Here is a 25,653-nt window from a genome sequence, read left to right as displayed (position 1 = left end):
CATGGTGTCGGTGCCGGTCAATTTACAGGTCCCTCGCGGGGGCCTGTTGCCGGTGTGAAGCGGTCCTATTCCTTTCCCTGAAGCCGCGTCATGTCAACGAGTTTGCGTCGTGACATGGACGCGATTTTCGGGATAATCATGCTTATATGGTAGTACTCTCCAGTTTACCCCGGCGCCGAAACATATCAATAGAAATCGCTTTATTGAATCGATAATAGTCATCCGGATTTAATGATGCTCGAGGCATCGTCACCGGATATACCCGTTCTCCCTGAACCAGTTCAACGCCTTCCCTATGGCTACCCTGGCCGGCGTCTGGGGCAGGCCCAGCTCCTTCACCGCCTTGGAGCTGTCATACCATTCCTGCAGCTTGCCGATTTTCACCTCGGAGGCGGTGACGACGGGCGGTTTCCCGGTGATGAACGCGCCCAGTTCAAATACGTATCCGAGCGCGACGGCCGCGTGATAGGGTATCTTTATGCGCGGCGGTTTTACGCCCGCGATCTCCGCGATCAGCCTGAAATAGCCCGAAACGGTCAGGTTCTCGTTACCTAACAGGTAGCTTTCGCCGACCCGGCCCTTCTTCGCGGCGAGCACATGGCCCCGCGCGACGTCCTCGACGTCGATGATATTCGTTCCCCCTTCGATGTATCCGGGCATGTTCCCGGTGGCCACGTCGATGATCATCCGTCCCGACGGCGTCGGCTTGATGTCGCGCACGCCGATCACCAGGGTGGGGTGGACGATGACGATGGGAAGCCCCTGGGGGATGAATTTTCTCGCCTCGACCTCGGCGAGATACTTGGACATGGAATAGTGGTCGCCGGTCTTCCAGTGATTGAACTGCGCGGTCTCGTCGACCGGTATGAGGCCGTGGGCGCCCAGCGTGTTGTTGGTGCTGGTGTAGACGACCTTCCCGACACCGGCGTCCAGCGCCGCCTTCATGGAGGTTTTGGTGCCTTCCACGTTCACCTCGTAGGGCAGTTTCCTGTCGGGCGTCCAGTGGGAAAAATGCGCGGCGGTATAATACAGCGTATCGCAGCCCTTGAGGGCGGCCCTCATGGAGTCCCCGTCGCGTATGTCCCCATAGGCCTTCTCCACGTCGAGACCGTCGATGTTGCGCGTATCGCTGGTCTTTCGGATGAAGACCTTGACTTCCTGCCCGTCCTTTAAAAGCTCCCTCACGATCGACGAGCCCATGAATCCCGTGGAACCGGTTACCAGCTTTTTCATGATTGGCAATCCCCCCAGGTTAACATTTTTTCAATGCCGTTCCGCGGAATCGTGTCATGCATCGAGCACGGGGAGGGTCTCCATGGCCTTCACCGTCTCGTCGAAGCCCTGCACCCCTGCGTCGCTTCCCAGGCCCGTGGCCACGAGGGCCGATACGGCCGTACCGAACCGGCACGCCTTTTCCAGGTCGAAGCCCCGGGCCAGTCCCGCGATGAAGCCCGCGCAGTAGGAATCCCCGCAGCCGGTGGTGTCCACCACGGCGACCGAGAATGCCGGAATCCTGGTGAGGCCCGACCGGGTCGCGAGGAGCGAGCCTTTCGCGCCCCACTTGAATATGCACGCCTCCGGGCCCAGGTCCAGGTAAAACTTCGCCGTGTCTTCGGGCGTCACGGTCCCCGCGATTTCCGCGGCCTCGTCCATGCTCGGCATGAAGTACTTCACGTGGGGAAGGACGAGCTTCAGGGCGTCCAGCGTCTGGGGCCCGGGGGCTATGAAGTCGCATGTGACGACCGCACCGTTTGAATTGGCCTGCTTGAGTATATCAGCGCCCGCGCCGCCGTCCAGGTTCAGCATGGTTCCCACGCCGCCCCAGTGAACGAAGCGGCTGTGCACGATGTGCTCCCGGGTTTTGTCGTCGATTTCGAGAAGGATGGTCGCACCGATAGCGTGGAAGTTGGGGCGGTCGCCTTTGCTGTTTACCGCGAGCATGGTCGCGGCCGTCGGGAGCTCGGCGCGGCGCTGCATGTACGCGGTATCGACCCCCTGCTTCTTCAGCATGCCCAGGAGGTAGTCGCCCATGTCATCGGTACCGATCGCCCCCACGAGCGTCGTCTTGAGGCCGAGCTTCGCCGCGATCACCGCGGGACCTGCCGCGGTGCCGGCCGGCGTCGTCCGTATCTGCTCGATAATGGATGTCTTATTGCCCTGGGGAATGGAATCGATGTGGCGGCCGAGAATGTCCAGGATCGTGAGGCCTACGCATACGCAGTCGGTTCCTTGGATCATGTGAGCCTCCTCTGATGAAGGCATCTCATCACCGGCAAACAATTATGTCCAATCAATAACAGATCGAACAGAGTTTGAGAAGGGAAGGCCGGGAGAGGCGAACTTTATTGACTTTTGGTAAACTCCCTGTACGATGTGCGCAATCGCCGGGAGTAGCTTTGCCGGCAGGGGCGCGAGGGCAATTTTCGCCTCTAAGGAACGCGTCGCGCCTGAATACCACACGGGAGGGTCGCAATGAACGTCGTCATCCGTTTTCTGCTTCCGCTTTTCATCCTGTCGTACGCGGGGTGCGCATCCTTTAACGATCCCGTCATGAAAATGCCCCTTAAAAACGGGACCGGCACCTACGATGTAAGCTATAAACATATCATCGCCTCCGGCTATTGGGAATGCTACCAGGTCAACTTCGAGATGGCCTCCGACCTCTTCTTCGCGAGCTACAAGACGTTTACCATCAGGAAGAACCTTTACGACCGGGAGGCCATAGTCGACGCAAAGGGTACGAAGGTCCTTTCGCAGGAGATGCTCTCGTTCTACCATAATAAGATCTATGATGTCGCCCCCGCCGTCGTCCTCTTCGTAGACGGCAGGCCCTTTACGCTCGCCTATTACAGCGGGTCTTCCAAGACGGTGTCCAGGGTCGGCGGAGGAACCGCTTCCGCGTTTAGCGTCATGACCTACGTGCTTTCACGGGACGTGATCGCCGCGATGAAAACGATGACGAGCCTGACGTTCCAGTTCGGGACCGACAAGATCGACCTTGACGCAAACCTGATCGCCGCCACCCGGAGCTTTTGCATCGACACCGACGGCATGGATTTCAAGACCTTCGCGGGAAAGGTCGCGGCGTCGAAGCTGTAAAGTCCCCTAAGGCTTCGCCAACTCCCCTTTAAGTAAAGGGGAGCCCTACGGGGATGCCGGTGGGAAAATCAGGCAATCATGATCGAATTCGTCACCGACAGGGAAATCTACACGAAGGTAATTCTCCAGGAGATTCCGCGTGCGCGGAAGTACGTCTGGATCGCGACGTCCGATCTTAAAGACATGTACGTGGAGAAGGGGAGGAAGGCCATCCCCTTTCTTGAGATACTGTCCGACCTCATTGCGCGAAATATATCGGTCCGGCTCATCCACGCGAAGGAGCCGGGGGCGAACTTCCGGCGGGACTTCGACCGGTATCCCAATCTTATCAGCGGCGGCGGGCTGGAGCGGGTGCTGTGCCCGCGCGCGCATTTCAAGGCCGTGATTATCGACGGCCGATTCGCCTACACGGGCAGCGCCAACGTCACCGGCGCCGGGATGGGGGCGAAGGCCGTGACCCGGCGAAACTTCGAGAACGGGATCGTCACCGACGACAGGAAACTGATCGGTCAGATCGCGGGCCAGTTCGACGCGATCTGGATGGGGGCGCGCTGCGCGGAGTGCAGGAGGAAGGAGTTTTGCGCGGATTCACCCTTTGCTTAAAGGCAAATCCTCTCTGCCTCCGAGCCGGCTAAAGGCGCGACATCGTGTCGCAACGCCGGGTGCGCGCAGGACGCGTGCCTGCACGCGCAAGCCAGGACGGCTTATTTTATATTGCCTTATCCGCTAAACTTCACTATACTGGGATTAGGGCATAGAATCAATCTCAATTGTCTAATAATCAATAGGCATCATTTATGGTGAATAAAGTTATAATAATATATATATAATTATAATGAACATAACACCAATTCTGATAAGTTCAATCGTGATCCAGTTTACTGCGGCAATTTATGCGTTGAGCCTCGTCAAAATTACGGGGAGGAAATACTCGTGGTTTTTCATTTCGCTGGCCTTGTTTTTTATGGGAGCGCGAAGGGTGATCCCGCTTCACCACGCTCTTGCCGATGCGAATTTTAATGCCGATATCCCCAATGAAATAATCGGACTGGTGTTGTCGATATTCATGCTGATCGGAGTCCGTGGCATCGGACCGATATTTGTCGAGAGAAAAATTGCCGAGCAAAAAAACAGGGCTCTTCTAATCGAAAAGGAAACTCTCATCCGTGAGCTGTATCATCGAACGAGAAACATTATGCAGGTAATTCGCGGTTTAATAATACTCCAGGCCGCGGAATATTCTTCAAATGAGGAGATTCAAAGGCTCGTCGAGGCAACCAACAGCAGGATTGAAGCGATATCGCTCGTGCATCATAAATTATACAATAGTCTCGATTTATCCCACGTATCGATAAAAGAATATATCGAAGAGCTTTCCAGCCTGATCATGCAAAAATTTCCGCATTCATGCGGTAAAACCACATTAAGCACCCGGATCGATAATCAATGTTTCCTGCTGGATATTGCAATTCCAATCGGTCTGATATTGAATGAGCTGATCACCAATTCATTAAAATTCGCGTTTCCGGGCAACAGGGAAGGCGAGATCCGGATAACGTTCACCAGCCTTGCGTCGAGTAAATGCATATTGAAATATTCCGATAATGGAATCGGCGTCCCCGATGATTTTGATTTTACTAACCATAAGAAAACATTGGGCTTGATTCTGATTCATGAAATCGCCACAACCCAGTTACAGGGGAAAGTCGAAATGAAGAATGCGGACGGGGTTACCTGCGTTATCGAATTTGACAACGATCTGTACGGGGTAAGGGTGTAATATGCGAAAAAAAATAAAAATTCTCGAAGTCGAAGATGAAGCGATCACCGCGTTTCTTCTTGCGAAGGAATTATCGGAATGCGGATATGAGGTCGCCTCTCGCGTGCCGACCGGAGAAAAAGCCATAGTAACTGCACGAGAGTTTAAGCCGGATATTATATTAATGGACATACGGTTGGCCGGCAAAATCGACGGGATAGACGCCGCTATCAGGATTAAAGCCGAATCCGATATACCTGTAATATTTATTACCGGCTATGAAGATCGGGAAATGAGGGAGAGAGCCGTGGCGATCAAGCCCTGGGGTATTTTTATCAAGCCGGTCGAAATAATTGAATTAAGAAAAAGCATCGATGCATATTTTACCAAAGAGGTGAATGCCCACGGGAGCTTTGTGCAATAAAGGCCAGTTCCGCTTCTCCCTCGCCGGCCGGACCTCACCCCGCTCGCTCAGGCGTCGCGAGGGACTGACGCCCCGTCTCGCCTCGCCGGCTATGCCGGACTCGGCTCAGCGCCGGGCGCAGACGCGACCTCCTGTCGCGCGCCCGGGTGCGGCCATGGACCGCCGCCTGCCCGCATAAGCCAGGACGGCTTATTCATGCGGGCCATTAGGACATCCTGTCCGTCACAATCGGGCTGAAGTGGTTTGCCGCTGACGCGGCGATCTAGGTCTTATCGGCGGTTCCGGATGTCCCGAGTACTGCCTTCACCGCTTTTACCATAATCACGAGTACTTGTTGAATCAAAGGCTTTGCTTTATTGTCCCATACGGGGAGTAAAACCCTCGACTTCAGTCGAAGACTTTAGTATGGTTGCGGGATGGAAAACTATCGTAAGTCGAGTCATGCGGTATACGATATCAAGTATCATATTGTGTGGATAACGAAATACCGCAAGCCGGTCTTGAGGGGACCAATCGCGGATCGCGTCAGGGAATTGATACGCGAGATATGTCGGGCCAATGATGTCGAAATCATCAAGGGGCATGTGTCGAAAGAGCATGTGCATATATTTGTGTCAGCGCCACCCGACATATCGGTGAGTAAACTCGTACAATTGATAAAGGGCAAGAGCGTATATAAGCTTTTAGCAGAGTATTAAGGGATTAAATCGGGAATTCTGGGGGCGTCATATGTGGGCTCGCGGATATTTTGTGGCAAGCTCTGGACACATTACGGATGAGATGATCATGAAATATATTGAGGATCAAGGCAAGGAGCCCACAGATACCGACTTTAAAACTGATGAGGATCTTTAGTCGGCTTTAGCCGAACACGAAGCCACCGCCTTTAGGCGGTGGCTGGTTCACTCCCCCTCTCCCTTCTTTCAAGGGAGACGCCGGGAGGGAGTCCTAACACCCGCCGCCTGCCCGCATAAGCCATGTAATTCCCGAAATCCGAAAATAACGCTGATTGGTAAATAACTATTTGCGTCCATTCGCGAGCATTCGCGGTTAAACAATTCCCGAAGCATGCCGATTGTTCCCGTCAATTCTCACCTCCGAGTCATGTTTCCATTTCTTATTACGAAGAGGCAGGGCGCTTTTATTAAAATTTCCGGGTGAAAGCAGGCTTTTTTATTAAAAAAACATCAGATTCCGAAAAAATTTAAACCGGATTCAAATGGAGAAAGACTGGAGAAAGGGTGGAGGAGGGTGTTGGCATAAAAATTGCTAAAAGAATTTATTTAAAGGTCATGCTATGCATTTTCATGGACTATATGTAAATTGTAGGAAGGAACAATAATCATTACATGATTCTTGGGATACTTCTGAGCCGATCAAGCTGATGGTCACGCCTGTCTTATATGCGATCCAGGTTACGGATAAAATTTAAAAAAGAGGTCACTTATGAGCGATATGAACAAAGAGGGCAATAGCCCTGTAACAGGCCCCGCCGGTCGCGGGACGTCGAACCGTGACTGGTGGCCAAACCAGTTGAACCTGGGCGTCCTTCATCAGCACACTCCGGCCTCCAATCCGATGGACCCTGATTTCAACTACGCCCTGGAATTCAAGAAGCTCGATATGGCCGCCCTGAAGGAGGACCTTTACGCGCTTATGACCGATTCTCAGGAATGGTGGCCCGCCGACTGGGGGCACTATGGCGGTCTTATAATCCGAATGGCCTGGCACAGCGCCGGCACGTACCGGACGTCCGACGGCCGTGGCGGCGGCGGGACGGGCAACCAGCGCTTCGCCCCGGTCAACAGCTGGCCCGACAACATCAATCTGGACAAGGCGCGCCGCCTGCTCTGGCCAATCAAGCGGAAATACGGGAAGAATATTTCCTGGGCCGATCTCTTTATTCTTGCCGGTAACTGCGCGCTGGAGTCGATGGGCTTCAAGACCTTTGGTTTCGGCGGCGGTCGTGTTGACATCTGGCAGCCTGAAGAGGATATCTACTGGGGCAAGGAGGATATCTGGCTGGGCGAAAAACGCTATAGCGGTGATCACGAGCTTGAGAACCCCCTGGCAGCTGTGCAGATGGGACTGATCTATGTGAATCCTGAAGGACCGAACGCAAATCCCGACCCTGTGGCCTCGGGCCTCGATGTGCGCGTAACATTCGCCCGTATGGGCATGAACGACGAAGAGACGGTCGCCCTCGTTGCGGGAGGACACACCTTCGGCAAGGCGCACGGTGCGGGAGACCCTGCGCTGGTTGGCCGGGAGCCCGAAGCCGCCCCCCTCGAAGAACAAGGTCTTGGCTGGAACAACCGGTTCGGTACGGGCAAGGGCGAGTACACCACCAGCAGCGGTATCGAAGGCGCCTGGAAGCCAAACCCGACCAAATGGGACAACGGTTATTTCGATATGCTGTTCGGCTACGAGTGGGAGCTCGTCAAGAGCCCTGCCGGGGCCAACCAGTGGCTGGCCAAAAACGTCAAGGAAGAGAACATGATCCCGGACGCACACAACCCTTCGAAGAAACACAGGCCCATGATGACCACGGCCGACCTGTCGCTGCGGTTCGATCCGATCTACGAACCCATCGCGCGTCGCTTTCATAAAGATCCGCAGGCCCTGGCCGATGCATTCGCGCGCGCGTGGTTCAAATTGACCCACCGCGACATGGGGCCGCGCGCACGTTACCTGGGTCCGGAGGTCCCGGCGGAGGATCTTATCTGGCAGGACCCGATTCCGGCCGTGAATCACGAATTGATAAACGCAAAGGACATCGCCGGTCTCAAGGGCGAGATCCTTTCCTCGGGTTTGTCCGTTTCCGAGCTGGTCGGAACGGCCTGGGCCTCGGCATCGACCTTCCGCGGATCCGACAAGCGCGGCGGGGCGAACGGGGCGCGCATCCGTCTTGCGCCGCAGAAGGACTGGGAGGTCAACCAGCCGGCTCGACTGAAAAAGGCGTTGCAAACCCTTGAAGGGATCCAGGCGAAATTCAACAAGGCGCAATCCGGCGGGAAGAAGGTATCGCTCGCCGACCTGATCGTCCTGGGCGGGTGCGCCGCCGTTGAGAAGGCGGCGAAGAATGCCGGCATTGAGGTGACGGTACCCTTCATGCCGGGCCGAATGGACGCCGCGCAGGAGCACACCGATGTGGAATCCTTCGCCTTCCTCGAGCCGGCAGCGGACGGGTTCCGTAACTATCTTAAAACCAAATACACCGTTTCGACGGAGGAACTGTTGATCGATCGCGCGCAGTTGCTGACACTGACCGCCCCCGAGATGACGGCTCTCGTCGGCGGACTGCGCGTATTGAATGTCAACTACGGCCAGTCCCCGCACGGCGTTTTCACGAAGCGGCCGGAAATGCTCACCAATGATTTCTTCGTGAATCTGCTCGACATGGGCACGGCATGGAAGGCGACATCGGCAGAGGAGGACTTTTTCGAAGGTCGCGATCGCGCAACCGGCGAACTCAGGTGGACCGGCTCTCGTGTCGATCTTATTTTCGGTTCGAATTCCCAGCTTCGTGCCCTCGCGGAAGTCTATGCCTGTGACGACTCTAAGAAGAAGTTCGCGCAAGACTTTGTTGCCGCATGGAACAAGGTGATGAACGCTGATCGCTTTGATCTTGTTCGGTCGTAGGAAAGCACTGGGCCGTGGGGCCGTAGACCCTTGGCAAGGGGATGCTTTTGCAGGGGGTGTTCAACAGCAAACACCCCCTGCACCCCCGTGCCGCCCTTCAGGCGCCAGGGGGGCTAGGCTGGTGCAGACGATTGAGTTCGCGCATGCGCGCTGCGATACACCTCCTGTGTGACTCGCGCGCAGCCTTCCGCTCGGGCGTCGTGCCCTCGCGGGTTTGTAAAAAAATCAATTTCGTTATGCCTCGATAAATGCGAGGTGCTATTAAGCAATGTGATCACCAAGTTTCCGACATTCTATCCGGGGAAATGTGTTAATCGATGGTTTAATCATCTGGATTTTAGAAAAATTTAAACAATTATTCGCTTTCGGAGTTGTTGTATGAATAAAATTAATAAAGATCAAATTGATCCGGTGGTTGAGCCAGAATCGGAAAAAATTCATAGAATGTCGAGAGCAATAATATCGGCTGTACCAGTATTGGGTGGACCATTATTAGAAGGATTAAATGCTTTAATTGAACCCCCTATGGCAAGACGAAGAACAGAATGGATGACGCAAGTCACCGAAGCTATCAACGACCTAGTTGAATCCAAAGGAATAACAATAGAAAGCTTACAGGAGAATGAGAAATTCTTTACGGTACTGGTTACTGCAAGTAATATTGCAATAAAAAATCATTTAAAAGAAAAACTTGATGCCCTTAAAAATGCAGTCATTAATTCAGCATTACCCGGGGCGCCTGATGATGTTTTACAGCAGATATTTCTTAATTTGATTGATAATTGTACTACTTGGCATATTGCCATTCTAAAATTGTATCACGGACCAGTACAATGGGCGCAAGAAAATGGCCATATATTCCCTGACTGGTCTATGGGAGGAATCCCGTCGGTGATAGAAAGTGCATACCCTGAATTAAATGGACAAAGAGAAGTATACAATATCGTGTGGCAAGAACTGAATCGATATGGTTTGATTAACACTGATAATATTGCTATCACAATGACTGTGAGTGGGATGCTTTCAAAAAGAACTACGTCAATTGGAGATATGTTTCTTGAATTTATTTCATCTCCCAAAGTACCTTGAATTCCTCCTCCCCCTTCTTCCAAAGGGGAGGCCGGGAGGGGGTCAGAGCCTCAATTTTATGCTTGAGATTCAAGCCCGCAATCCGCATACTTATCCCGACGCGGCACACCGGTCTTTGTCACCGAATAGAAAAGAGATACACATGGTGATCGACCGGGGGCCTCTCCCCCTTTCCTTTAATAATGCTTCGGGCACGTTCAGGCGCGTGGGCTTATTAAAGGGCGTATGCCGTGATCCCACCAGCGGAGGGTACCATGCAGGAGTATGACATCGTCGTTATCGGCGCGGGGAACGGCGGGCTCACGGCCGCGGCCACGGGCGCGAAACAGGGACTAAGGACGCTCCTCCTCGAGCGGCACAATATACCGGGCGGGTGCGCGACCAGCTTCTGCAGGGGAAGGTTCGAGTTCGAGGTGGCGCTCCACCAGCTTTCCGGCATGGGGGCGGCCTCGTTCCCGGGGCCGCTTCGCTCGACGCTGCATTCGCTGGGGGTCGTGGACGAGGTCGAATGGGTGGAGATGAAGAACCTCTACCGCGTGGTGGTGCCCGGCCGGATGGACATTACCCTTCCGGCGACCCGCACGGGGTTCACCGATGCGCTCATAGCCCGGTTTCCGGACGAGAAGGCGGGGATCGAGTCCTTCGTCGACCTCGTGTATCGGTTCTTCAACGAGGTCATCGCGGCAGTCTTCATGCGCGACCCGGAGGCCTCGCCGCAGAAATACCCGCTCTATTACAAATACGCCCTCACCGATGCGCAGACGATCCTTGACGAGCACCTGAAAGACCCGCTCCTGAAGCTCGCCGTATCAGTCTACTGGAGCTACGCGGGCGCGCCGCCGCGCATCCTCACCTTCTCGGACTTCGCGGCGATGCTGTTCGCCTACATCGAGTTCAAGCCCTACCACATGAAGCACGGGTCGCAGGCGCTCTCCAACGCGATCGTGGATTCGTTCATAAAGAACGGCGGGGATGTCCGATTCAGCTGCGGGGCGAAGAAGATAATCATTAAGGACGGGCGCGTCGCCGGCGTTGTGCTCGATACGGGCGAGGAGGTTGCGGCACGGTACGTGATCTCCAACGCGTCGCCCATTCTCACCTGCACCGAGATGCTTGACGCCGAATACCAGAAACCGGAATTCTTCACACAGATGGGCGCCCATACCGTGGGCCCGTCGGCCTACACGCTGTACATGGGACTGGATTGCCCGCACGGGGACCTGGGGATCGTCGAGACCACGAACTTCATCTGCACCCATACCGACATGAACCGCGCCTACACGGAGATGAAGATGCTTGAGAACGAGCCTGCGCAGATGCTCCTCACCTGCTACAACGCGAGCGACCCCGCGGCGTCGCCCCCCGGCACGACCCAGGTCGCGCTGGTGGATCTCAAGTACGGCGAGCCCTGGCTCTCGGTGCCCCCGCACAAGTACTACGACTACAAGTACGCGTACGCCGAAAAGATGCTCGCGATCGTGGAAAAGCTCATTCCCGGGTTCCGGTCGCACATCGAGGAGGTGGAGGTCGCGACGCCGCTCACCCACATGCGCTACCTGGGGACGCCCGCGGGCTCTATCTACGGCTTCGACCAGTTCATCCGCGACTCGCGCGTCTTCGGGACGCTCGATCCGGGGATACCGGGCCTGTACTTCGCGGGGGCCTGGGTGGGAGGGGGCGGATTCCAGCCCACCCTGATGTCGGGCGCATCGGCGGCCCGGGCCGTGTCGAAACAGATCCGAAAGGAGAGGGGGTGATACCATGACGGCAAGGGACAATCTCACGCAGATAGAAGGTTACGACCGCGTTCTGGACGAGGTGAAGACCGCGCGGCGGTACGGCGCGGACTACCGCACCATGAAGGGGGAGGTCGCGCGCGTCCTGGACCTGCTCCACCCGAAAAGCCTCCGGCTGCGCGTGTCGGAGGTGATTGAGGAGACGCCCTCCACGAAGACGCTTCGCATGGTTTCGGAGACGGGCTATCTGCCTCCCTTCGAGGCCGGGCAGTACATCAACCTCTTCGCGGAGGTCGCGGGCGTGCGGACCAGCAGGCCCTACAGCATTTCCAGCGCCCCCAGCGAGACGGCGTACTATGACGTCACCGTGCGCGCACAGCAGGGCGGGTTCGTATCGGACCACCTGCTTTCGCGCGTAAAGGCGGGGGATCGCTTCGAGGCAGCCGGCCCGGCGGGCCAGTTCCGCTACAACCCGCTCATCCACGGAAAGGAGCTCGTCTTCATCGCCGGCGGGAGCGGTATCACGCCGTTCATGAGCATGATCCGCGAGGCGACCGACCGCGGGCTGGATCGCGCGATGCATCTCATCTATGGGAACCGTGTCGAGGGGGACATCATCTTCCACAACGAGCTTAAGGAGCGCGCGGCGCGGCATAAGAATTTCACCTATACGCCCGTAATATCGGAACCATCCAAAGGATGCGTCGCGCTCACCGGCTTCATGTCGGCCGAGCTCATGAAGAAGGTGCTTTCAGGCGTGCAGGGGAAAAACTTCTTCCTGTGCGGCCCGGGCGCGCTCTACGATTTCTGTATGCCCGAGCTCGGGAAGCTGGGGGTGCCAGAGAACAGGACCCGCCGCGAGATGTTCGGCGCGCCCACGGACATCACCGCCGATCCCGGCTGGCCGCGCGGCGTGAAGGCGGGCACCAGGTTTTCTATCAAGGTAAAGGGGAAGGGCGACGTGAGCGCGCTCGCCCACGAGCCGCTCCTGGTCTCGCTCGAGCGGGCGGGATTTACAGTCCCGGTGCTCTGCCGGTCCGGCGAGTGCAGTATGTGCCGCGTGAAGCTCCTCTCGGGAAAGGTCTTCCAGCCCAGGGGTGCGCACGTGCGGGCGTCCGATCTCAAGTACGGCTACGTGCATTCGTGCGCGGCGTACCCGATCGAGGACTGCGAGGTGTTGCTGTAGGATAGGGTATAGGTGGTGGGGGGAATGGCCGGATCCGCGACGACCTGAAAAAGGTGCAGGACCGGTATCGCGGGGGGAATTGGGTTCGCCCGGGTACGCCGTCGTCGTCATCGTAGAGACGTCCCGGCGGGACGTCTCTACGATGACGACGACGCGGTCGTTTTCCTGAACGCCCCCAGGTCGATCCGGTCCTCGCCGTTGTACGAAATCGCGTCCTTGACCGCGTTCTCCGCTTCCAGGAGCAGGGTGTCCATGATGTGCCCGGCGTAGTCGGCGTCGCGCGCGGCCAGGGCGGCGGCCAGCCGGGCGTAGTGCCGGAAGGTGTTCTCCGCGGAGGAGGGCAGGGTGTAGTAAAATGCCGTATAGTGCCGGTAGACTGCCTTAAACGAATTGAACAGCAGCGCGAGCACGATATTGCCCGAATGCCGTATCACGGCGCGGTGTACCTCGTAGTCGCAGTCGCACAGCACGGCGATGTCGTGCATTCCCTCCGTACCGCGCCGGACCCATCCCTCGATCTCGTCGATCCCCTGCCGCGTGATCTCGAGCGCCGCCTTGCGCGCGGCGTACACCTCGTTCACACGCCTGAAGTCCAGCAGCGACACGAGCGCCGCCGTGTCCATCGTGTCGGTGGACTGCATGATCCTTACCAGCAGGTCGATCGATGTCTCGGTGAGGTAATCGTTCACGAAGGTCCCGCTCTGCGGCGCCTTGCGCAACAGGCCCATCTGGCACAGCCGCGACAGCGCGTCCCTGGTCGTGATCCGGCTCACCCCGTAGCGCGCGGAGATTTCCCGCTCGGAGGGAAACCGGCTTCTGATCGCGTACTCGCCGCGCAGTATATCGGACTCGAGGCGCTGGAGCAGGTCTTGTATCTTGTTCGGTTTCATCAAAGGTATGGTACCGATACAACTGGTATTACCGTCAACAATAATATCGGTACATAGACGCTCATTTATCGAGTTACGTGCATAAAATAGTTGACTAAACAGTAAATATCGCCTTACTGGTAATACCAGATGAATGATTTTTACACCACAGGTGCGGATCCCGCGTGAAAGGCGAAAGTTACGAAATTTATCCCGAGGCGGATGGACAGGCCGCGGCAGCCGGCGCGCTTGTTTTCGATATCCAGCGGTTCTGCCTGCACGACGGACCCGGTGTGCGGACCACGGTGTTTTTCAAGGGCTGCACCCTGGCGTGCGCGTGGTGCCAGAACCCCGAATCGCACCGCGCCGTCCCGGAAATGGCCTTCTACGCGGACCTCTGCCTGGGGTGTTTCAGGTGCGCCGACGCCTGCCCGTCGGGTGCGATCATAAAAGACGCGCGGGCGCGGATACGCTATTCCCGGTGCGACGCGTGCGGGCGCTGCGCGGCAGCATGCCCCGCGGACGCGCTCAGGAAAATTGGACACCCCTGGACCGCCCCCGCACTCGCCGCCGAGCTCGCGCGCGACATTGACTTTTTCACAGACGGCGGCGGCGTGACCCTTTCCGGCGGGGAGCCGATGCTCCACGCGGGTTTCATCCGGGAGCTCGTCCCGCTATTAAAAAAGCGCGCGATCCACGTCACCATGGAAACCGCGGGCCACGTCGCGGCGCGCGCCTTCGAGCGTCCGTCCGGGCTCGCGGACCTCTTTTATTTCGATCTCAAGCACGCCGACGATGCGCGCCACCGCGCGCTTACCGGCGCGGGGAACGGGCTCATACTCGAGAATTTCCGGGGCCTTACACGGCGTGGAAGCGCCCTCCAGGCGCGCATGCCGCTCGTCCCCGGATGCAACGACGATGCGGCAAACATCGCCGGCACGGCCCGCATCGTACGGGACGCGGGACTGTCGAGCATCCACGTGCTGCCCTGGCACGGGATGGGAGAGACCAAGCGTGCACGCATCGACGCCGTGAGTAAAGGCTTTATGGGAAAAGTCCCGGACGCGGATTTGCTGGAGTCGGTGAAAGAACTTTTTTTCAAGGAGGGGATCGATGCGCTCATCTACCGGTAATGGGAACGGGGAGGCCCGCGGGAATGCGGTTGCGGACAGGATCGGAAGGCTCAAGGCGGCGGTCATGGAAACACAACCCGGCATCTGTCCCGAGCGGGCCCTCATCTGGACGGACTATTTCCGCACGCGCGCGCACCGCGCACAGTCCCCGCACGCGTACATGGCCGGGGCGCTCGCGGAGGTCCTCGCCCGGAAAAGCGTCGCGATCCACCCGGACGAGCTCATCGTGGGCAATTACACCTCGAAGCGGGTGGGGGGCTCCCTCTTCCCGGAGCTGCACGGCCTTCCCGTCCTCATGGACCTGTTTAAATTTTCATCGCGGGAGACGAACCGGCTCCGGGTGAGCGGGAAGGAAAAGTTCGCCCTCCTGAAAATCGTCCCCTTCTGGATGTTCAGGTTCCTGGGAATACGGGCGTACCGCTCCCCCCTGAGCACGATGCGCCTGCTTGCCGACCAGCTCAAGGCCCATTTCTACCTCATAAATGAATCCGGCGGCATCTCGCATATCGCCCCCGATTACGAGGCCCTCATTCGCATGGGAACCGATGGCTTTCGCGCGAAGGCCGATGCGCTGCAGGCAGGCGTCGAACGGGGAAGTGAGCCGTGGCATTTCTACGAGGCCGTCAAGACGATCGCGGAGGGCCTCGCGCGCTTCGGGGAGCGGTACGCGGCGCTCGCGGAACGCATGGCGGATAAAGAAAAGGATGCAAAAAGAAAGCGGGAGCTTGCGGAAATCGCGCAGGCCTGCCGGCAGGTCCCCCGCCACGGCGCGCGGAATTTCCGGGAAGCGGTCCAGTCGCTTTTCTTCGCGCAGATCGCCCTGAACCTGGAAAGCCTGGACAACTCGGTGTGTCCGGGGCGCGTGGACCAGTACCTGTATCCCTATTACGCCGCGGACCTCCGGGAGGGGCGCATAACCCGCGAAGGGGCGAAGGAGCTGCTCGCCTGCCTGTCGATAAAGATGGCGGAGATCATACCGGTGTTCTCCCGGCACATGACGAATTTTCACGGCGGCATGTTCAACGGACAGGTCGTCACGGTGGGCGGCGTGGACCGGGAGGGGAAGGACGGGGTGAACGATCTCAGTTTTATCGTTCTTGAGATAATGGACGAGCTCAGGATGCGCCAGCCCAACTACCACGCGCGCGTGCACGCTGGCTCGCCCGCTCCGTACCTGGATAAGATCTGGTCCATGCTCGCCTCGGGAAGCAATTCGCCCGCGCTCTACGGCGACGAGACGATCATCGAGACGATGAAGATGAACGGCTACACGCCGGAGGACGCGCGGGACTACACTGCCGTGGGCTGCGTGGAGCCCGTGTGCCAGGGGAAGAGCTTCTCTTCCACGGACGCGGCGATCTTCAACACGCCCCTCTGCCTGGAGATGGCGCTCAACGGCGGCAGGCGGTTCGGCCGTCTCTTTCGTTCGGGTGTGAAAACCATGAGCGCGTCAAGGATGAAATCCATGGACGACGTCGTTGCGGCGTTCGGGGCGCAGCTCGAGCACGCGCTGGGGCGTCTCATCCGGGACCTTCGCGCGATCGAGGAGGCGAACCGCAACTACCACCCCACGCCGCTCACCAGCATGTTGCTGGACGGATGCCTGGAGCGCGGTAAATGCTCCACGGCGGGAGGCGCCCGGTACAATTTCTCGGGGATTCAATGCGTGGCGCCGGTCGACACGGGGGACGCGCTCAGAGCGATCGAGAAGGCGGTGTTCCAGGACGGGGCTCTGACCCTGCCGGGGCTTGTGTCCGGGTTAAAGCGGAATCTGCCCGACGAATCGATGCGTACGGCGCTGAAAGGAATCGAGAAATTCGGGAACGATTGCGAGGAGGCCGACCGGTGGACGCGGCGCGTGACGGAACGCTTTGCCGCGGCGCTGCGCTCGTTCGGGATGAATACGCGGGGCGGCGCATACGTCATGGGGCTCTACTCGGTGACGGCGCACGAGTATTTCGGCCGGATAACCGGTGCGCTTCCCCACGGGCGCAGGAAGGGCGAGCCGTTCGCGTCCGGGATATCGCCCCTGAACGGCGCGGACCGGAAGGGTCCCACGGCGGTACTCAACTCGGTGAACAGTCTGGATCACCGGGCGGCCGCGAACGGCGTCAATTTCAATCTCAAGTTCACCCCGCTTTCGCTCCGCGGTGAAGAGGGCCGCCGCGCCCTGGGGGTACTCATGGGCGCCTATTTCCGGCGCGGCGGAATGCAGGCCCAGGTGAACGTGCTCGATCCGGAGATGCTGCTCGACGCCCGGAACGACCCGGGGAAATACCCCCACCTGCTGGTCCGCGTATCGGGCTATTCGGCCTACTTCAACGACCTCACACCGGCGATGAAGGACGAGATCATCAGACGGTCATCGCTTGAGGCATGCTGACGAGACGCGCTACAGCTTCATATTCCTGAGGGCCTCGATCGCGAGCAGCGTCTGGTTGCGGTCCTCGATGTTGATCGCGTTTTCGAGCGCGCCCGCGTCGATGTTCACGTTGATGGCTTCCTTGGTCAGGCGAAGGCCCATGGGATTCTTGGTCATCATCACACGCGCAAATTCCAGGCAGGTGTCCATGAGCTTTTCCCGCGGGACCATCCTGCTCGCGAGACCCAGGTTCATCGCCTCCTCGGCGGTCATGAAGTTGCCCGTGTACATGAATTCATAGGCGCGCCCCGCGCCGATAATCCTCGGGAGGAGGTAGCTGCATGCCATGTCGGCCCCGCCCAGCCCTATGTTGATGTACGCCGCGTTGAAGCGCGCGTCCGGCGCAATCACGCGGATGTCGGAGGCGAGCGCGAAACTGAAACCCTGGCCCGCCGCCGCGCCGTGCACCCCGCAGATTATGGGCTGCGGGCAGCGGCGCATATGGAGGTTGATCCTTCCCAGCCTGCCCTGGAAGCGGTAAAAATCGGCGGCCGTCATCGAGGTGAACGCGCTCTGGTACTCCTTCACGTCCAGCCCCGCACAGAATCCCTTTTCGCCCGATCCACGCAGAATGATGACGACGGTTTCAAGGTCGTAAAGCCGCTCCATCCAGAATTGTTCCAGTTCCGCCATCATGGCGAAATTGACCGCGTTGTAATTCTGCGGCCTGTTGAGGGTGAGCACGCCGATCCCCTTTTCGACCGTTTCGAACTGAATCGTCTCGTAAGCCATAGATCCTCGCATGGGTATATTTATATTTGGTGCCGGGTTCAAGGACCGCGTCGCGATTCCCGCGGGGACGGCCGGGAGAGAGGATCTGCCGGTCGGCCGGGGGATGCGCATCCCTTGCGGCCTCAGCACGAGAATCAATCGGGGCTGCCTAAAGTCAAGGCGAATTTGGGCGTCGATAGACCCCCGGCCCCGGACGGGGCGGGTCGAAAGACAAATATAAGGGCTCAGGATAAAAACGCCTTGACCCGATACATTAATAGTATAACCCTCATGGCAGATACAAAGGTTTCCCGCGCGTGAGGGCGAGTTCCCGCAAGGCGATATGTTTCTGCCTCGCGCGGGACCGTTGGATCCGGTGCAACAATACCCGAATTTTCAGGAAGAGATCGACGTGGACGAAAGAGATTTCAAGGAATGCCGGCGCGAGCTTGACGCCGTTATCGCCTCCATCAGGGAGCTCCATGATTCCATACACGTGGACGGACTGCGCGAGAGGATGAAGAAGCTGGAGGAAGAGACGCACAGGGACGATTTCTGGAAGGAAATCGAACGCGCCACCGCGGTCAACCAGGAGATGAGCGCCCTCAAGAAGAAGGTCGATCCCTGGGACCGCATCATGGCCGAGACGACCGAGGCGCGCGAGCTCTTGGAGCTGGCGTCCGCGGAAAACGACGAAGAGATCCTGGCGGAGGTCCGCTCCAAGCTGGACGCGTTCCGGAAGCGGTTCGACGATCTCGAGACCCTGGTGCTCCTTTCCGGCGAAGACGACTCGAACAACGCGTTCGTGACCATACATCCCGGCGCGGGGGGGACCGAATCGCAGGACTGGGCGGAGATGCTGCTGCGCATGTACACGCGCTGGGCGGAAATCCGGGGCTTCAAGTCCGAGCTCGTCGATTACGCCCCGGGCGAGGAGGCCGGCATCAAGGGTGCCACGGTGCTTATCTCCGGGGATTACGTCTACGGGCTGCTTAAAGGGGAACGCGGAATCCACCGGCTGGTGCGCATTTCCCCGTTCGACGCGAACAAGCGCCGCCACACCTCGTTCGCATCGGTCGAGGTCGTGCCCGATCTCCCCGATGACATCGACCTTGAGATCAACGAGCTCGAGCTGCGCATCGACACCTACCGCGCGAGCGGTGCCGGCGGCCAGCACGTCAATCGCACCGATTCCGCGGTGCGCATCACCCACCTGCCGACAGGCCTCGTGGTTCAGTGCCAGAACGAGCGTTCCCAGCACAAGAACAAGGCCTTCGCGATGAAGGTCCTGCGCGGGAAGATTTACGAGCTCAGGAAAAAGGAATCCGAGGAAAAGAAGCAGGAAAAGCTGGGAGAGAAGAAGGACATATCCTGGGGAAACCAGATCAGGTCCTACGTCTTCCAGCCGTACACCATGGTCAAGGATCACCGAACCTCCGAGGAGACCGGCAGCATCGACTACGTGATGGACGGCGAAATCGACCGGTTCATCTACGCCTATTTGAAGGGACTCAAGAAGGGCTGATACATGAAGGTCGGCCTCGACAGGCTCCAGCGTCTCTGGAACAATTACAACGAGTACTTCCTCGAGTGTTTCTACGTACAGGACATGCTCGTGGGCGGAAAAAAGTTCCGGGCCGGGGAACTCGTGCGCGCCGCGGACCTCTCTTTTTTCGAGCGGAACGGCCAGCCGACCGTCGATATCCTGTTCGCGGAAAAGATGTACGGATTTCTTTCGGGAGAATTTCCCGCCGAATTCCGCAAGCCCTACGGCCAGATGTCCTTTATCGGCATGGACCGCCACCTGGAAAATCTCAGCACTATAAGCAACCTGACCCGCCGGCGGCGCTTCCTCTACGTGGTGGGCGACATCTACGGGTCCGACCCGGTCAGCGGAAAGCGGATCGTGCTCTGCTCGCACAGCGAGGAGCTCGATTACAAGCGCTGGAACGAGATGAAGCGCTTCATCAACAAAGACGAAAAAATTTCCTACCGCAACTCCGAGAACGGGATAATACTCCTCGTGAACATGAAACCCGACGCCGACTCGCCGTACCTGGAGCGTTTCAAGAAGAATGCCGACCTGGTGACCGCGATCGTTACGCGCAAGAAGGAGAGCAAGGTGGAGATCGCGCCCGATTTCCTTCCCACCGAAGACACCCACTCGGTGAACGACCCGAACCTTCTCCTGGAGGAATACAAGAAGACCGGTGCGCGCCTTATAATCATAGGCGAGAATATAACCGATTCGTACCGGCGCGCGCTGCTGGACCTCAAGCAGTACGACCGCTTCGTGCGCATGATGGTGGTGCCGTTCATCAACCCCAGGGAGATCGAACATTTCCTTCTTCAAGTGAAAATGGTGTACAATTCCGATCGATGGTGAGCCGAGAAGGGGGACCCGTGACTAAAAAAAACAAGAAAAAGTCACTCAAACATTTCAATCCCATCGATATGGGCGGGGTGCTCAAGGGAGACATGGAGCTGTCGGACGTTGGCGAGAATTTCGGTTTTTTCAGCCGGGGCTCCAGGGAAAAGCTGTTCCTCTCGAAATATAGCGAGAAGGACCTGCTGGGTGTCATGGAGCAGGTGGGACTCGTGAAGCATCTCAAGGGCAGGGGGTTCGATACGCTGGTCGTCGAGGTGGGAATCGACGAGTCGGACGTGCACCAGCTGCGCGTGTATGCCGATAAAAAATCCTACGACAGCGTGCTCATCGATCTCAAGCTCTCGGAATCCCGCTTCGTTCCCGACCCGAAGTTCCTGGAGGAAAAATCGGGAATCGTGACCCTCGACATGGTCGTGATAGAATGGCTGAGCATCAGCAACCCGCGCGCCGATTTCTCGGGAACGAAACCGCAGCTTCCGGGTCAGGAGCGTCCGGGCCTGGGGGGGCTTGGATATTTCATGAAGATGATGTACCACGTCGCGGAGGGGGTTACGAAGGACGGGTTCATGGACGTGCCGGACCACATGCACGGCGCGGTAATGTATTCCAAAAACTTCAAGTTTTTCAATCCCTCCCACGAAGCGGTGCTGCGCGCGATCATGCGCGACCTGGGAAAACATTCGCTTTCGGACATCTCCTGGGGGATGATAACAGGGACCGTCATCGACAAATCCACACGCACCCCGCAGGTGTACGATCCCTCCGAACAGATATTCCCGGTTTCGTCGCGGATAAACAACTATTTCAAATCGAAGAAGTACACGCGAAAGTTCGACGAGGTCTACCGGAAGAAAAGCTACTACCTCGACATGGAGGCGATGCTCACGCGCCGCGCCGAAATACTCAAGAAGAAGGATCCCGCGGATCTCTGATCGCGTCTATCCCCAGCACCCTGCCGAGCGCGGCGAGGCTGCGCCGCTCGTTTTCCATGCTCCTGAACCGTGATTCGATTTCCTCCACCAGGCGGTCGTGCCCGTCCTTGAGCGCCCGCGTCTCTTCCAGTATATCGGCCTGCACGGCGAGATACGCCTCCACGGCGGACCCGGAAACGGTGCGCAGAAATGGGTGCAGCCCGCCGGCCTGGACCCCCAGGACACGTGCGAGCGACGCGCGAACCGCGGCGGCGTCGAAGTCCAGGACATCCGTATCGGCGACAAGCCCCGTGCAGCGATCTATGCTCTGGGCGAGGCGGTCGGTATCCTCGCTTTTCAGGTAGTAGCGTCCGTTGGTTTCCTCCGCGCGGATCGCGCGCAGGAGAGACAGTTTGGCCGTGAGGATTTCCGAAAGGCTGCGGAGCAGGAGCTCTGCGTCATCCCTCAATGCTGAAGGTACCCTTCGAGGCGATGGTGGCGTGCTTGTCGGTCCGCGCTTCCTTCGCGGAGATTTTATCCCACGATTCGCGCAGGTCCTTGAGGTGAGTGATCACCTCGGCGACCATCCCGGCGTCCTTCTGGATGTTCGCCTCGAGCAGTCTCTTCTTGAAATAGACATAGAGGCTCAGGAGGTTTTTCGCGATCTCGCCGCCCTCTTCCATGTTCAGGGATACGATCAGCTCGGCGATGATATCCTGCGCCTTGATGATATTGTTGTTTGCGACATCGTAGGTGCGGGGGTTCATGTTTTCGACCGCGATGTTGAGGAACTTGATCGCGCCGTCGTAGAGCATTACGATGAGCTTGCCCTGGTTCGCGGTGCTTATCTCGGTGCGCTTGTATTGATCGTAAGGGTTCTTCTGAGCGAGCGCCATTAGTTCCTCCCGTTGCATCTGCAATGGCATGCCTGTACTGTCAGTATATCGGCACACACGGGCCGGAACTTGAGCGCGGGGCGCGGATCGGCCCCGTTCTACTGGAAAAGGCCCCGTATGCGCTGGAACATCTCCTCGTATTTTTCACGGGTTTTGGTCACGATCTCTTCCGGCAGGGGCGGGGGTAGTGAGTTCTTGTCCCATGGCGTGGTGTCAAGGTAGTCCCTGATGAACTGCTTGTCGAAACTCACGGGCGATGTCCCCACCTTGTAGCGGTCGGCGTCCCAGAACCGCGAGCTGTCCGGAGTGAGCACCTCGTCTATCAGCATTATCTCGTTGCCGTAAAATCCGAACTCGAACTTCGTGTCGGCGAGCAGGATACCTGCTTTGCCCAGGATCTCGCGGCCGAAATCGTATATCTGGAGAGTGATCTCGCCCAGCCTGTCCGCGACGTCGGGGCCCATTTTCCTGCGCATCACCTCGATCGATATGTTCATGTCGTGGCCGGACTTCGCCTTGGTCGAGGGGGTGAACAGCGGGCCCGGAAGCTCCTGGGCGAGCTGGAGCCCGCCGGGAAGCTTTATGCCGCACACCTCACCCGTCTGCTGGTAATCCTTCCATCCGCTGCCGATAAGGTAGCCGCGGGCGACGCACTCGAAATCGATACGCTCGGCGCGGCGCACCATGACCGCGCGGTCCTGCACCATCTCGGGGTAATCGCAGTAGGGCTTGGGGAAATTTTTGTAATTCGTTTCAACGATGTGGTTCTTGATAAACTTGATTTTCTGGAACCACAGGTTCGAAATCCTGTTGAGGATGATACCCTTGCCGGGGATGCCGTTCGGGAAAACGTGGTCGAACGCCGATATCCTGTCGGTCGAGATGATAATGAGATGCTCGCGGTCCGCCGCGTAGACGTCGCGCACCTTGCCGCTGAAAAGTTTCTTCGATCCTGGTATCTTCGTGCTCGTAACCGCGTTCATTAACCGCTCCTTTCCGTTCCTTTTCCCGTTACGACAGCTTCCTCGCGAGTATCTCGTTAACCATCTGGGGATTGGCCTTCCCCTTCGATTCCTTCATGACCTGGCCCACGAGGAAACCCAGGGCTTTCCCCTTGCCGCTCCTGAAATCGGCCACGGACTGCGCGTTCTCCGCCAGTACCTTGTCGACGATCGCCTCGATGGCCGAGGTGTCGGTCACCTGCACGAGACCCTTTTCCTTTACGATCGATTCCGGGTCGCCCCCGGTGGAGACCATCTCCTCGAACACCGTCTTGGCGATCTTCCCGCTTATCGTGGTGTCGTCGATGAGTTTGAGCAGCCCCGCGAGCTGCGCCGGCTTCACGATGAAATCGAAAATCTTTTCCGGATCGTCGAGCCGGGCCATGAGCTCGACCATGATCCAGTTTGACGCCTTCTTCGCGTTGACGCCTTCCCGCACCACCGACTCGTAGTAGTCGGCGAGCTGTTTCACGGAGGTGAGGACCTCGGCATCGTAGGGGGGGATGCCGTACTCGGCGACGAAGCGGGCCCGGCGTTCGGCGGGAAGCTCCGGGAGCCGGGAGCGGATCGCGTCGATATACGCCTGGTCTATGATGACGGGCGGAAGATCGGGCTCCGGGAAGTACCGGTAATCATGAGCCTCCTCCTTCGAGCGCATGCTGAAGGTTTCGTTCCGGTTCGCGTCCCAAAGGCGCGTCTCCTGGGGAACGCGCTCGCCGCCCTCAAGGGCGCGCGTCTGCCGCTGTATCTCGAACTCGATCGCGAGCTTGACGGCGCGGAACGAGTTCATGTTTTTGATCTCGACCTTCTGGCCGAACGGTTTTGTGCCTTTTACCCGCAGGGAAATGTTGACGTCGCACCTGAGGCTCCCTTCCTCCATGTTGCAATCTGAAACGTCGAGGTACTTCATGATCGTTTTCAGGTTCTGGAGATAGGTGTACGCTTCGTCGCTCGAGGCGATTTCGGGTTCCGATACGATCTCGGCCAGCGGGACGCCTGTCCTATTGAAGTTGACGTATGATACGCGAACGGCCGGATCCTCGGAGTGAATCGATTTTCCCGCGTCCTCCTCGAGGTGGAGCCTGGTGATACCGATCCTCTTGGTCGATTCCCCGGTCTTGATCTCGACAAACCCGCCCACGCAGATGGGCTTGTCAAACTGCGATATCTGGAAGGCCTTGGGCAGATCAGGATAGAAATAATTCTTCCGGTCGAACTTGCTGTACCCGGAGATCTTCGAGTTGAGCGCAAGACCTGCCATGATCGCCTTCTTGAGGGCCTCCTCGTTCAAAACGGGGAGCACGCCCGGGAGGCCCAGGCACACGGGACAGGTTTGCGTATTCGCGTCTGCCTTGAATCGCGTTGAGCACCCGCAAAATATCTTGGTCTCAGTATTGAGCTGAACGTGGACTTCCAGGCCTATGACCGGTTCGTATTCCATACACCCTCGGAACGTATTCGTATGCATGAGGCGCTTCCGGTCATGCGGGCCGGCTGCGGCGCCGTGCGGAAGGGATCGCCGATTGCAGAACCTTACGCCGGAAAGCATATTTGTCAAGAAAAATGGTTGTAATAGCCGCGATTGGCCGTAATTTTAGCGGCAGGGAAGAGGTAAATACCGTCATGAACTGGATTTATGCCCGGAATGCGGCAGTTGCCGCGTTTGTCGCCGCGGCGGGACTGGGCGCGGGGTTCGCGGTGGGGGCCGATGCGCTCACCGGGTTCGTCACCGGGCGTTCGCGCGCGGCCGTGCTTTTGTACAGGCCCTCATTCGATCACGTGAAGAGCGTCCTCATGCTCAACAGCCAGGACGAGCTCAGGCGTCTCGCGGGATATTACGCGCTGCTCCAGAACCGCACCCTGGACGCCGACTACCTTCTCGCGCGCTACCGGGAGGAACAGAATCCCGTGACAAGGCGCACCATACTGTGGATCATGGGGTTCGTGCCCGATCCCTCGAAGGCGTACGCATCCCTCGAGTCGGTGTACGACGACGCCCCCGGGATAATGCAGCGACAGATCCTGCGATCCCTCGCACGTGTGGATCCCGGCAGTCTCGATCGTTTCGCCCGGGATCACCTTGTTGACGCCGGGGCGGCCTATGAGTCGCTCGAATCCATGTACGACAACGTACCCCGGGCCACGCAGCGCCGGATCGTGAGGGCCATCGCGCACCTCGCCCCGGGGAGGCTCGAACAGTTCGCCGCGGCCCATGGCATTGACCCCGCATGGTTGCGCGAACCCTAATTTTAAGCGGGCTGGTCAAATATTCTTGACTTTTGAGAAATCGGGAAAACGCTGATTCCCGTTCAATGAGGGAAAGGGCTCGAATCGCTCCCGGCGAAAGGGAGCGTTACCTGCAAGCGATGCACCGGTTCGCCGTTCG

At 58.1% G+C, this 25,653-nt stretch carries 22 protein-coding genes and 1 pseudogene; 15 read left to right on the top strand and 8 right to left on the bottom strand.

The features are described 5' to 3' along the window. Positions 1-249: 249 nt before the first annotated feature. Entirely contained in the window at positions 250-1,233 is a 984-nt protein-coding gene (locus EPN93_14970; protein TAL32965.1) for an NAD-dependent epimerase/dehydratase family protein, read from the bottom strand. Positions 1,234-1,287: 54 nt separating this feature from the next. After that, a complete protein-coding gene (locus tag EPN93_14965) occupies positions 1,288-2,262 on the bottom strand; it encodes a sugar kinase (GenBank protein ID TAL32964.1) in 975 nt (324 codons plus the stop codon). Positions 2,263-2,472: 210 nt separating this feature from the next. On the opposite strand from EPN93_14965, the gene EPN93_14960 reads away from it, so the two are divergent. From EPN93_14960 to EPN93_14920, 9 genes and pseudogenes are all read left to right on the top strand, one after another. Then, positions 2,473-3,099: a hypothetical protein gene (locus EPN93_14960; GenBank protein TAL32963.1), complete on the top strand. Its 627-nt coding sequence runs from the start codon at positions 2,473-2,475 to the stop codon at positions 3,097-3,099. A gap of 78 nt (positions 3,100-3,177) precedes the next feature. Next, a complete protein-coding gene (locus EPN93_14955; GenBank protein ID TAL32962.1) occupies positions 3,178-3,702 on the top strand; it encodes a hypothetical protein in 525 nt (174 codons plus the stop codon). Positions 3,703-3,934: 232 nt separating this feature from the next. Then, a complete protein-coding gene (locus EPN93_14950; protein TAL32961.1) occupies positions 3,935-4,879 on the top strand; it encodes a sensor histidine kinase in 945 nt (314 codons plus the stop codon). Position 4,880: 1 nt separating this feature from the next. Next, positions 4,881-5,282: a response regulator gene (locus EPN93_14945; protein TAL32960.1), complete on the top strand. Its 402-nt coding sequence runs from the start codon at positions 4,881-4,883 to the stop codon at positions 5,280-5,282. 416 nt (positions 5,283-5,698) lie between these two features. Further along, positions 5,699-6,137 (top strand): annotated as a pseudogene (gene tnpA / locus EPN93_14940) (IS200/IS605 family transposase). Positions 6,138-6,737: 600 nt separating this feature from the next. Continuing rightward, entirely contained in the window at positions 6,738-8,924 is a 2,187-nt protein-coding gene (katG, locus tag EPN93_14935) for a catalase/peroxidase HPI (protein ID TAL33040.1), read from the top strand. 378 nt (positions 8,925-9,302) lie between these two features. Continuing rightward, entirely contained in the window at positions 9,303-10,013 is a 711-nt protein-coding gene (locus EPN93_14930) for a hypothetical protein (GenBank protein TAL32959.1), read from the top strand. Positions 10,014-10,267: 254 nt separating this feature from the next. Beyond that, positions 10,268-11,770: an NAD(P)/FAD-dependent oxidoreductase gene (locus EPN93_14925; protein TAL32958.1), complete on the top strand. Its 1,503-nt coding sequence runs from the start codon at positions 10,268-10,270 to the stop codon at positions 11,768-11,770. 4 nt (positions 11,771-11,774) lie between these two features. Further along, positions 11,775-12,935: a 2Fe-2S iron-sulfur cluster binding domain-containing protein gene (locus tag EPN93_14920; GenBank protein ID TAL32957.1), complete on the top strand. Its 1,161-nt coding sequence runs from the start codon at positions 11,775-11,777 to the stop codon at positions 12,933-12,935. Positions 12,936-13,072: 137 nt separating this feature from the next. Here EPN93_14920 and EPN93_14915 read toward each other — a convergent pair whose 3' ends face one another. Beyond that, the gene (locus tag EPN93_14915) at positions 13,073-13,828 is read right to left on the bottom strand and encodes a FadR family transcriptional regulator (protein ID TAL32956.1); all 756 of its coding nucleotides are present in this window, start codon (positions 13,826-13,828) and stop codon (positions 13,073-13,075) included. A gap of 161 nt (positions 13,829-13,989) precedes the next feature. Here EPN93_14915 and EPN93_14910 point away from each other — a divergent pair, with 161 nt between their 5' ends. Together EPN93_14910 and EPN93_14905 are read left to right on the top strand one after the other, a co-directional pair. Next, positions 13,990-14,937 carry a glycyl-radical enzyme activating protein gene (locus EPN93_14910; GenBank protein TAL32955.1) on the top strand — a complete coding sequence of 316 codons (948 nt, stop codon included), beginning with the start codon at positions 13,990-13,992 and terminating at the stop codon, positions 14,935-14,937. Then, the gene (locus tag EPN93_14905) at positions 14,918-17,320 is read left to right on the top strand and encodes a formate acetyltransferase (protein TAL32954.1); all 2,403 of its coding nucleotides are present in this window, start codon (positions 14,918-14,920) and stop codon (positions 17,318-17,320) included. The genes EPN93_14910 and EPN93_14905 overlap by 20 nt, the downstream gene beginning before the upstream one ends. Positions 17,321-17,329: 9 nt before the next feature. On the opposite strand, the gene EPN93_14900 is transcribed toward EPN93_14905, so the two are convergent. Then, the gene (locus EPN93_14900) at positions 17,330-18,091 is read right to left on the bottom strand and encodes an enoyl-CoA hydratase/isomerase family protein (GenBank protein TAL32953.1); all 762 of its coding nucleotides are present in this window, start codon (positions 18,089-18,091) and stop codon (positions 17,330-17,332) included. Positions 18,092-18,413: 322 nt separating this feature from the next. Here EPN93_14900 and prfB point away from each other — a divergent pair, with 322 nt between their 5' ends. The 3 genes from prfB to EPN93_14885 are packed head-to-tail and all read left to right on the top strand — an operon-like array spanning position 18,414 to position 21,391. Next, positions 18,414-19,595 (top strand): peptide chain release factor 2, encoded by a 1,182-nt coding sequence (prfB, locus tag EPN93_14895; protein TAL32952.1) that lies wholly within the window; start codon positions 18,414-18,416, stop codon positions 19,593-19,595. A gap of 3 nt (positions 19,596-19,598) precedes the next feature. Beyond that, positions 19,599-20,456: a hypothetical protein gene (locus tag EPN93_14890; GenBank protein TAL32951.1), complete on the top strand. Its 858-nt coding sequence runs from the start codon at positions 19,599-19,601 to the stop codon at positions 20,454-20,456. 17 nt (positions 20,457-20,473) lie between these two features. Then, a complete protein-coding gene (locus EPN93_14885; protein TAL32950.1) occupies positions 20,474-21,391 on the top strand; it encodes a hypothetical protein in 918 nt (305 codons plus the stop codon). Here the strand turns inward: EPN93_14885 and EPN93_14880 are convergent. From EPN93_14880 to gatB, 4 genes are all read right to left on the bottom strand, one after another. Next, on the bottom strand, positions 21,363-21,839 hold the full coding sequence (locus tag EPN93_14880; protein TAL32949.1) for a hypothetical protein: 477 nt from the start codon (positions 21,837-21,839) through the stop codon (positions 21,363-21,365). The two genes, EPN93_14885 and EPN93_14880, sit on opposite strands and share 29 nt — an antisense overlap. Further along, positions 21,829-22,266: a flagellar export chaperone FliS gene (fliS, locus tag EPN93_14875; GenBank protein ID TAL32948.1), complete on the bottom strand. Its 438-nt coding sequence runs from the start codon at positions 22,264-22,266 to the stop codon at positions 21,829-21,831. Before fliS ends, EPN93_14880 begins: the two co-directional genes overlap by 11 nt. A 98-nt stretch (positions 22,267-22,364) precedes the next feature. Continuing rightward, a complete protein-coding gene (locus EPN93_14870; GenBank protein ID TAL32947.1) occupies positions 22,365-23,249 on the bottom strand; it encodes a phosphoribosylaminoimidazolesuccinocarboxamide synthase in 885 nt (294 codons plus the stop codon). A gap of 28 nt (positions 23,250-23,277) precedes the next feature. Next, positions 23,278-24,708: an Asp-tRNA(Asn)/Glu-tRNA(Gln) amidotransferase subunit GatB gene (gene gatB / locus EPN93_14865; GenBank protein ID TAL32946.1), complete on the bottom strand. Its 1,431-nt coding sequence runs from the start codon at positions 24,706-24,708 to the stop codon at positions 23,278-23,280. A gap of 122 nt (positions 24,709-24,830) precedes the next feature. On the opposite strand from gatB, the gene EPN93_14860 reads away from it, so the two are divergent. Next, complete coding sequence (locus EPN93_14860; protein ID TAL32945.1) at positions 24,831-25,514, top strand: hypothetical protein; 684 nt, start codon at positions 24,831-24,833, stop codon at positions 25,512-25,514. Positions 25,515-25,653 lie beyond the last annotated feature (139 nt).

Source organism: Spirochaetota bacterium (genome assembly GCA_004297825.1).
Taxonomy (GTDB): Bacteria; Spirochaetota; UBA4802; order UBA4802; family UBA5368; genus FW300-bin19.
This window is presented reverse-complemented; position numbering and strand designations above follow the sequence as displayed.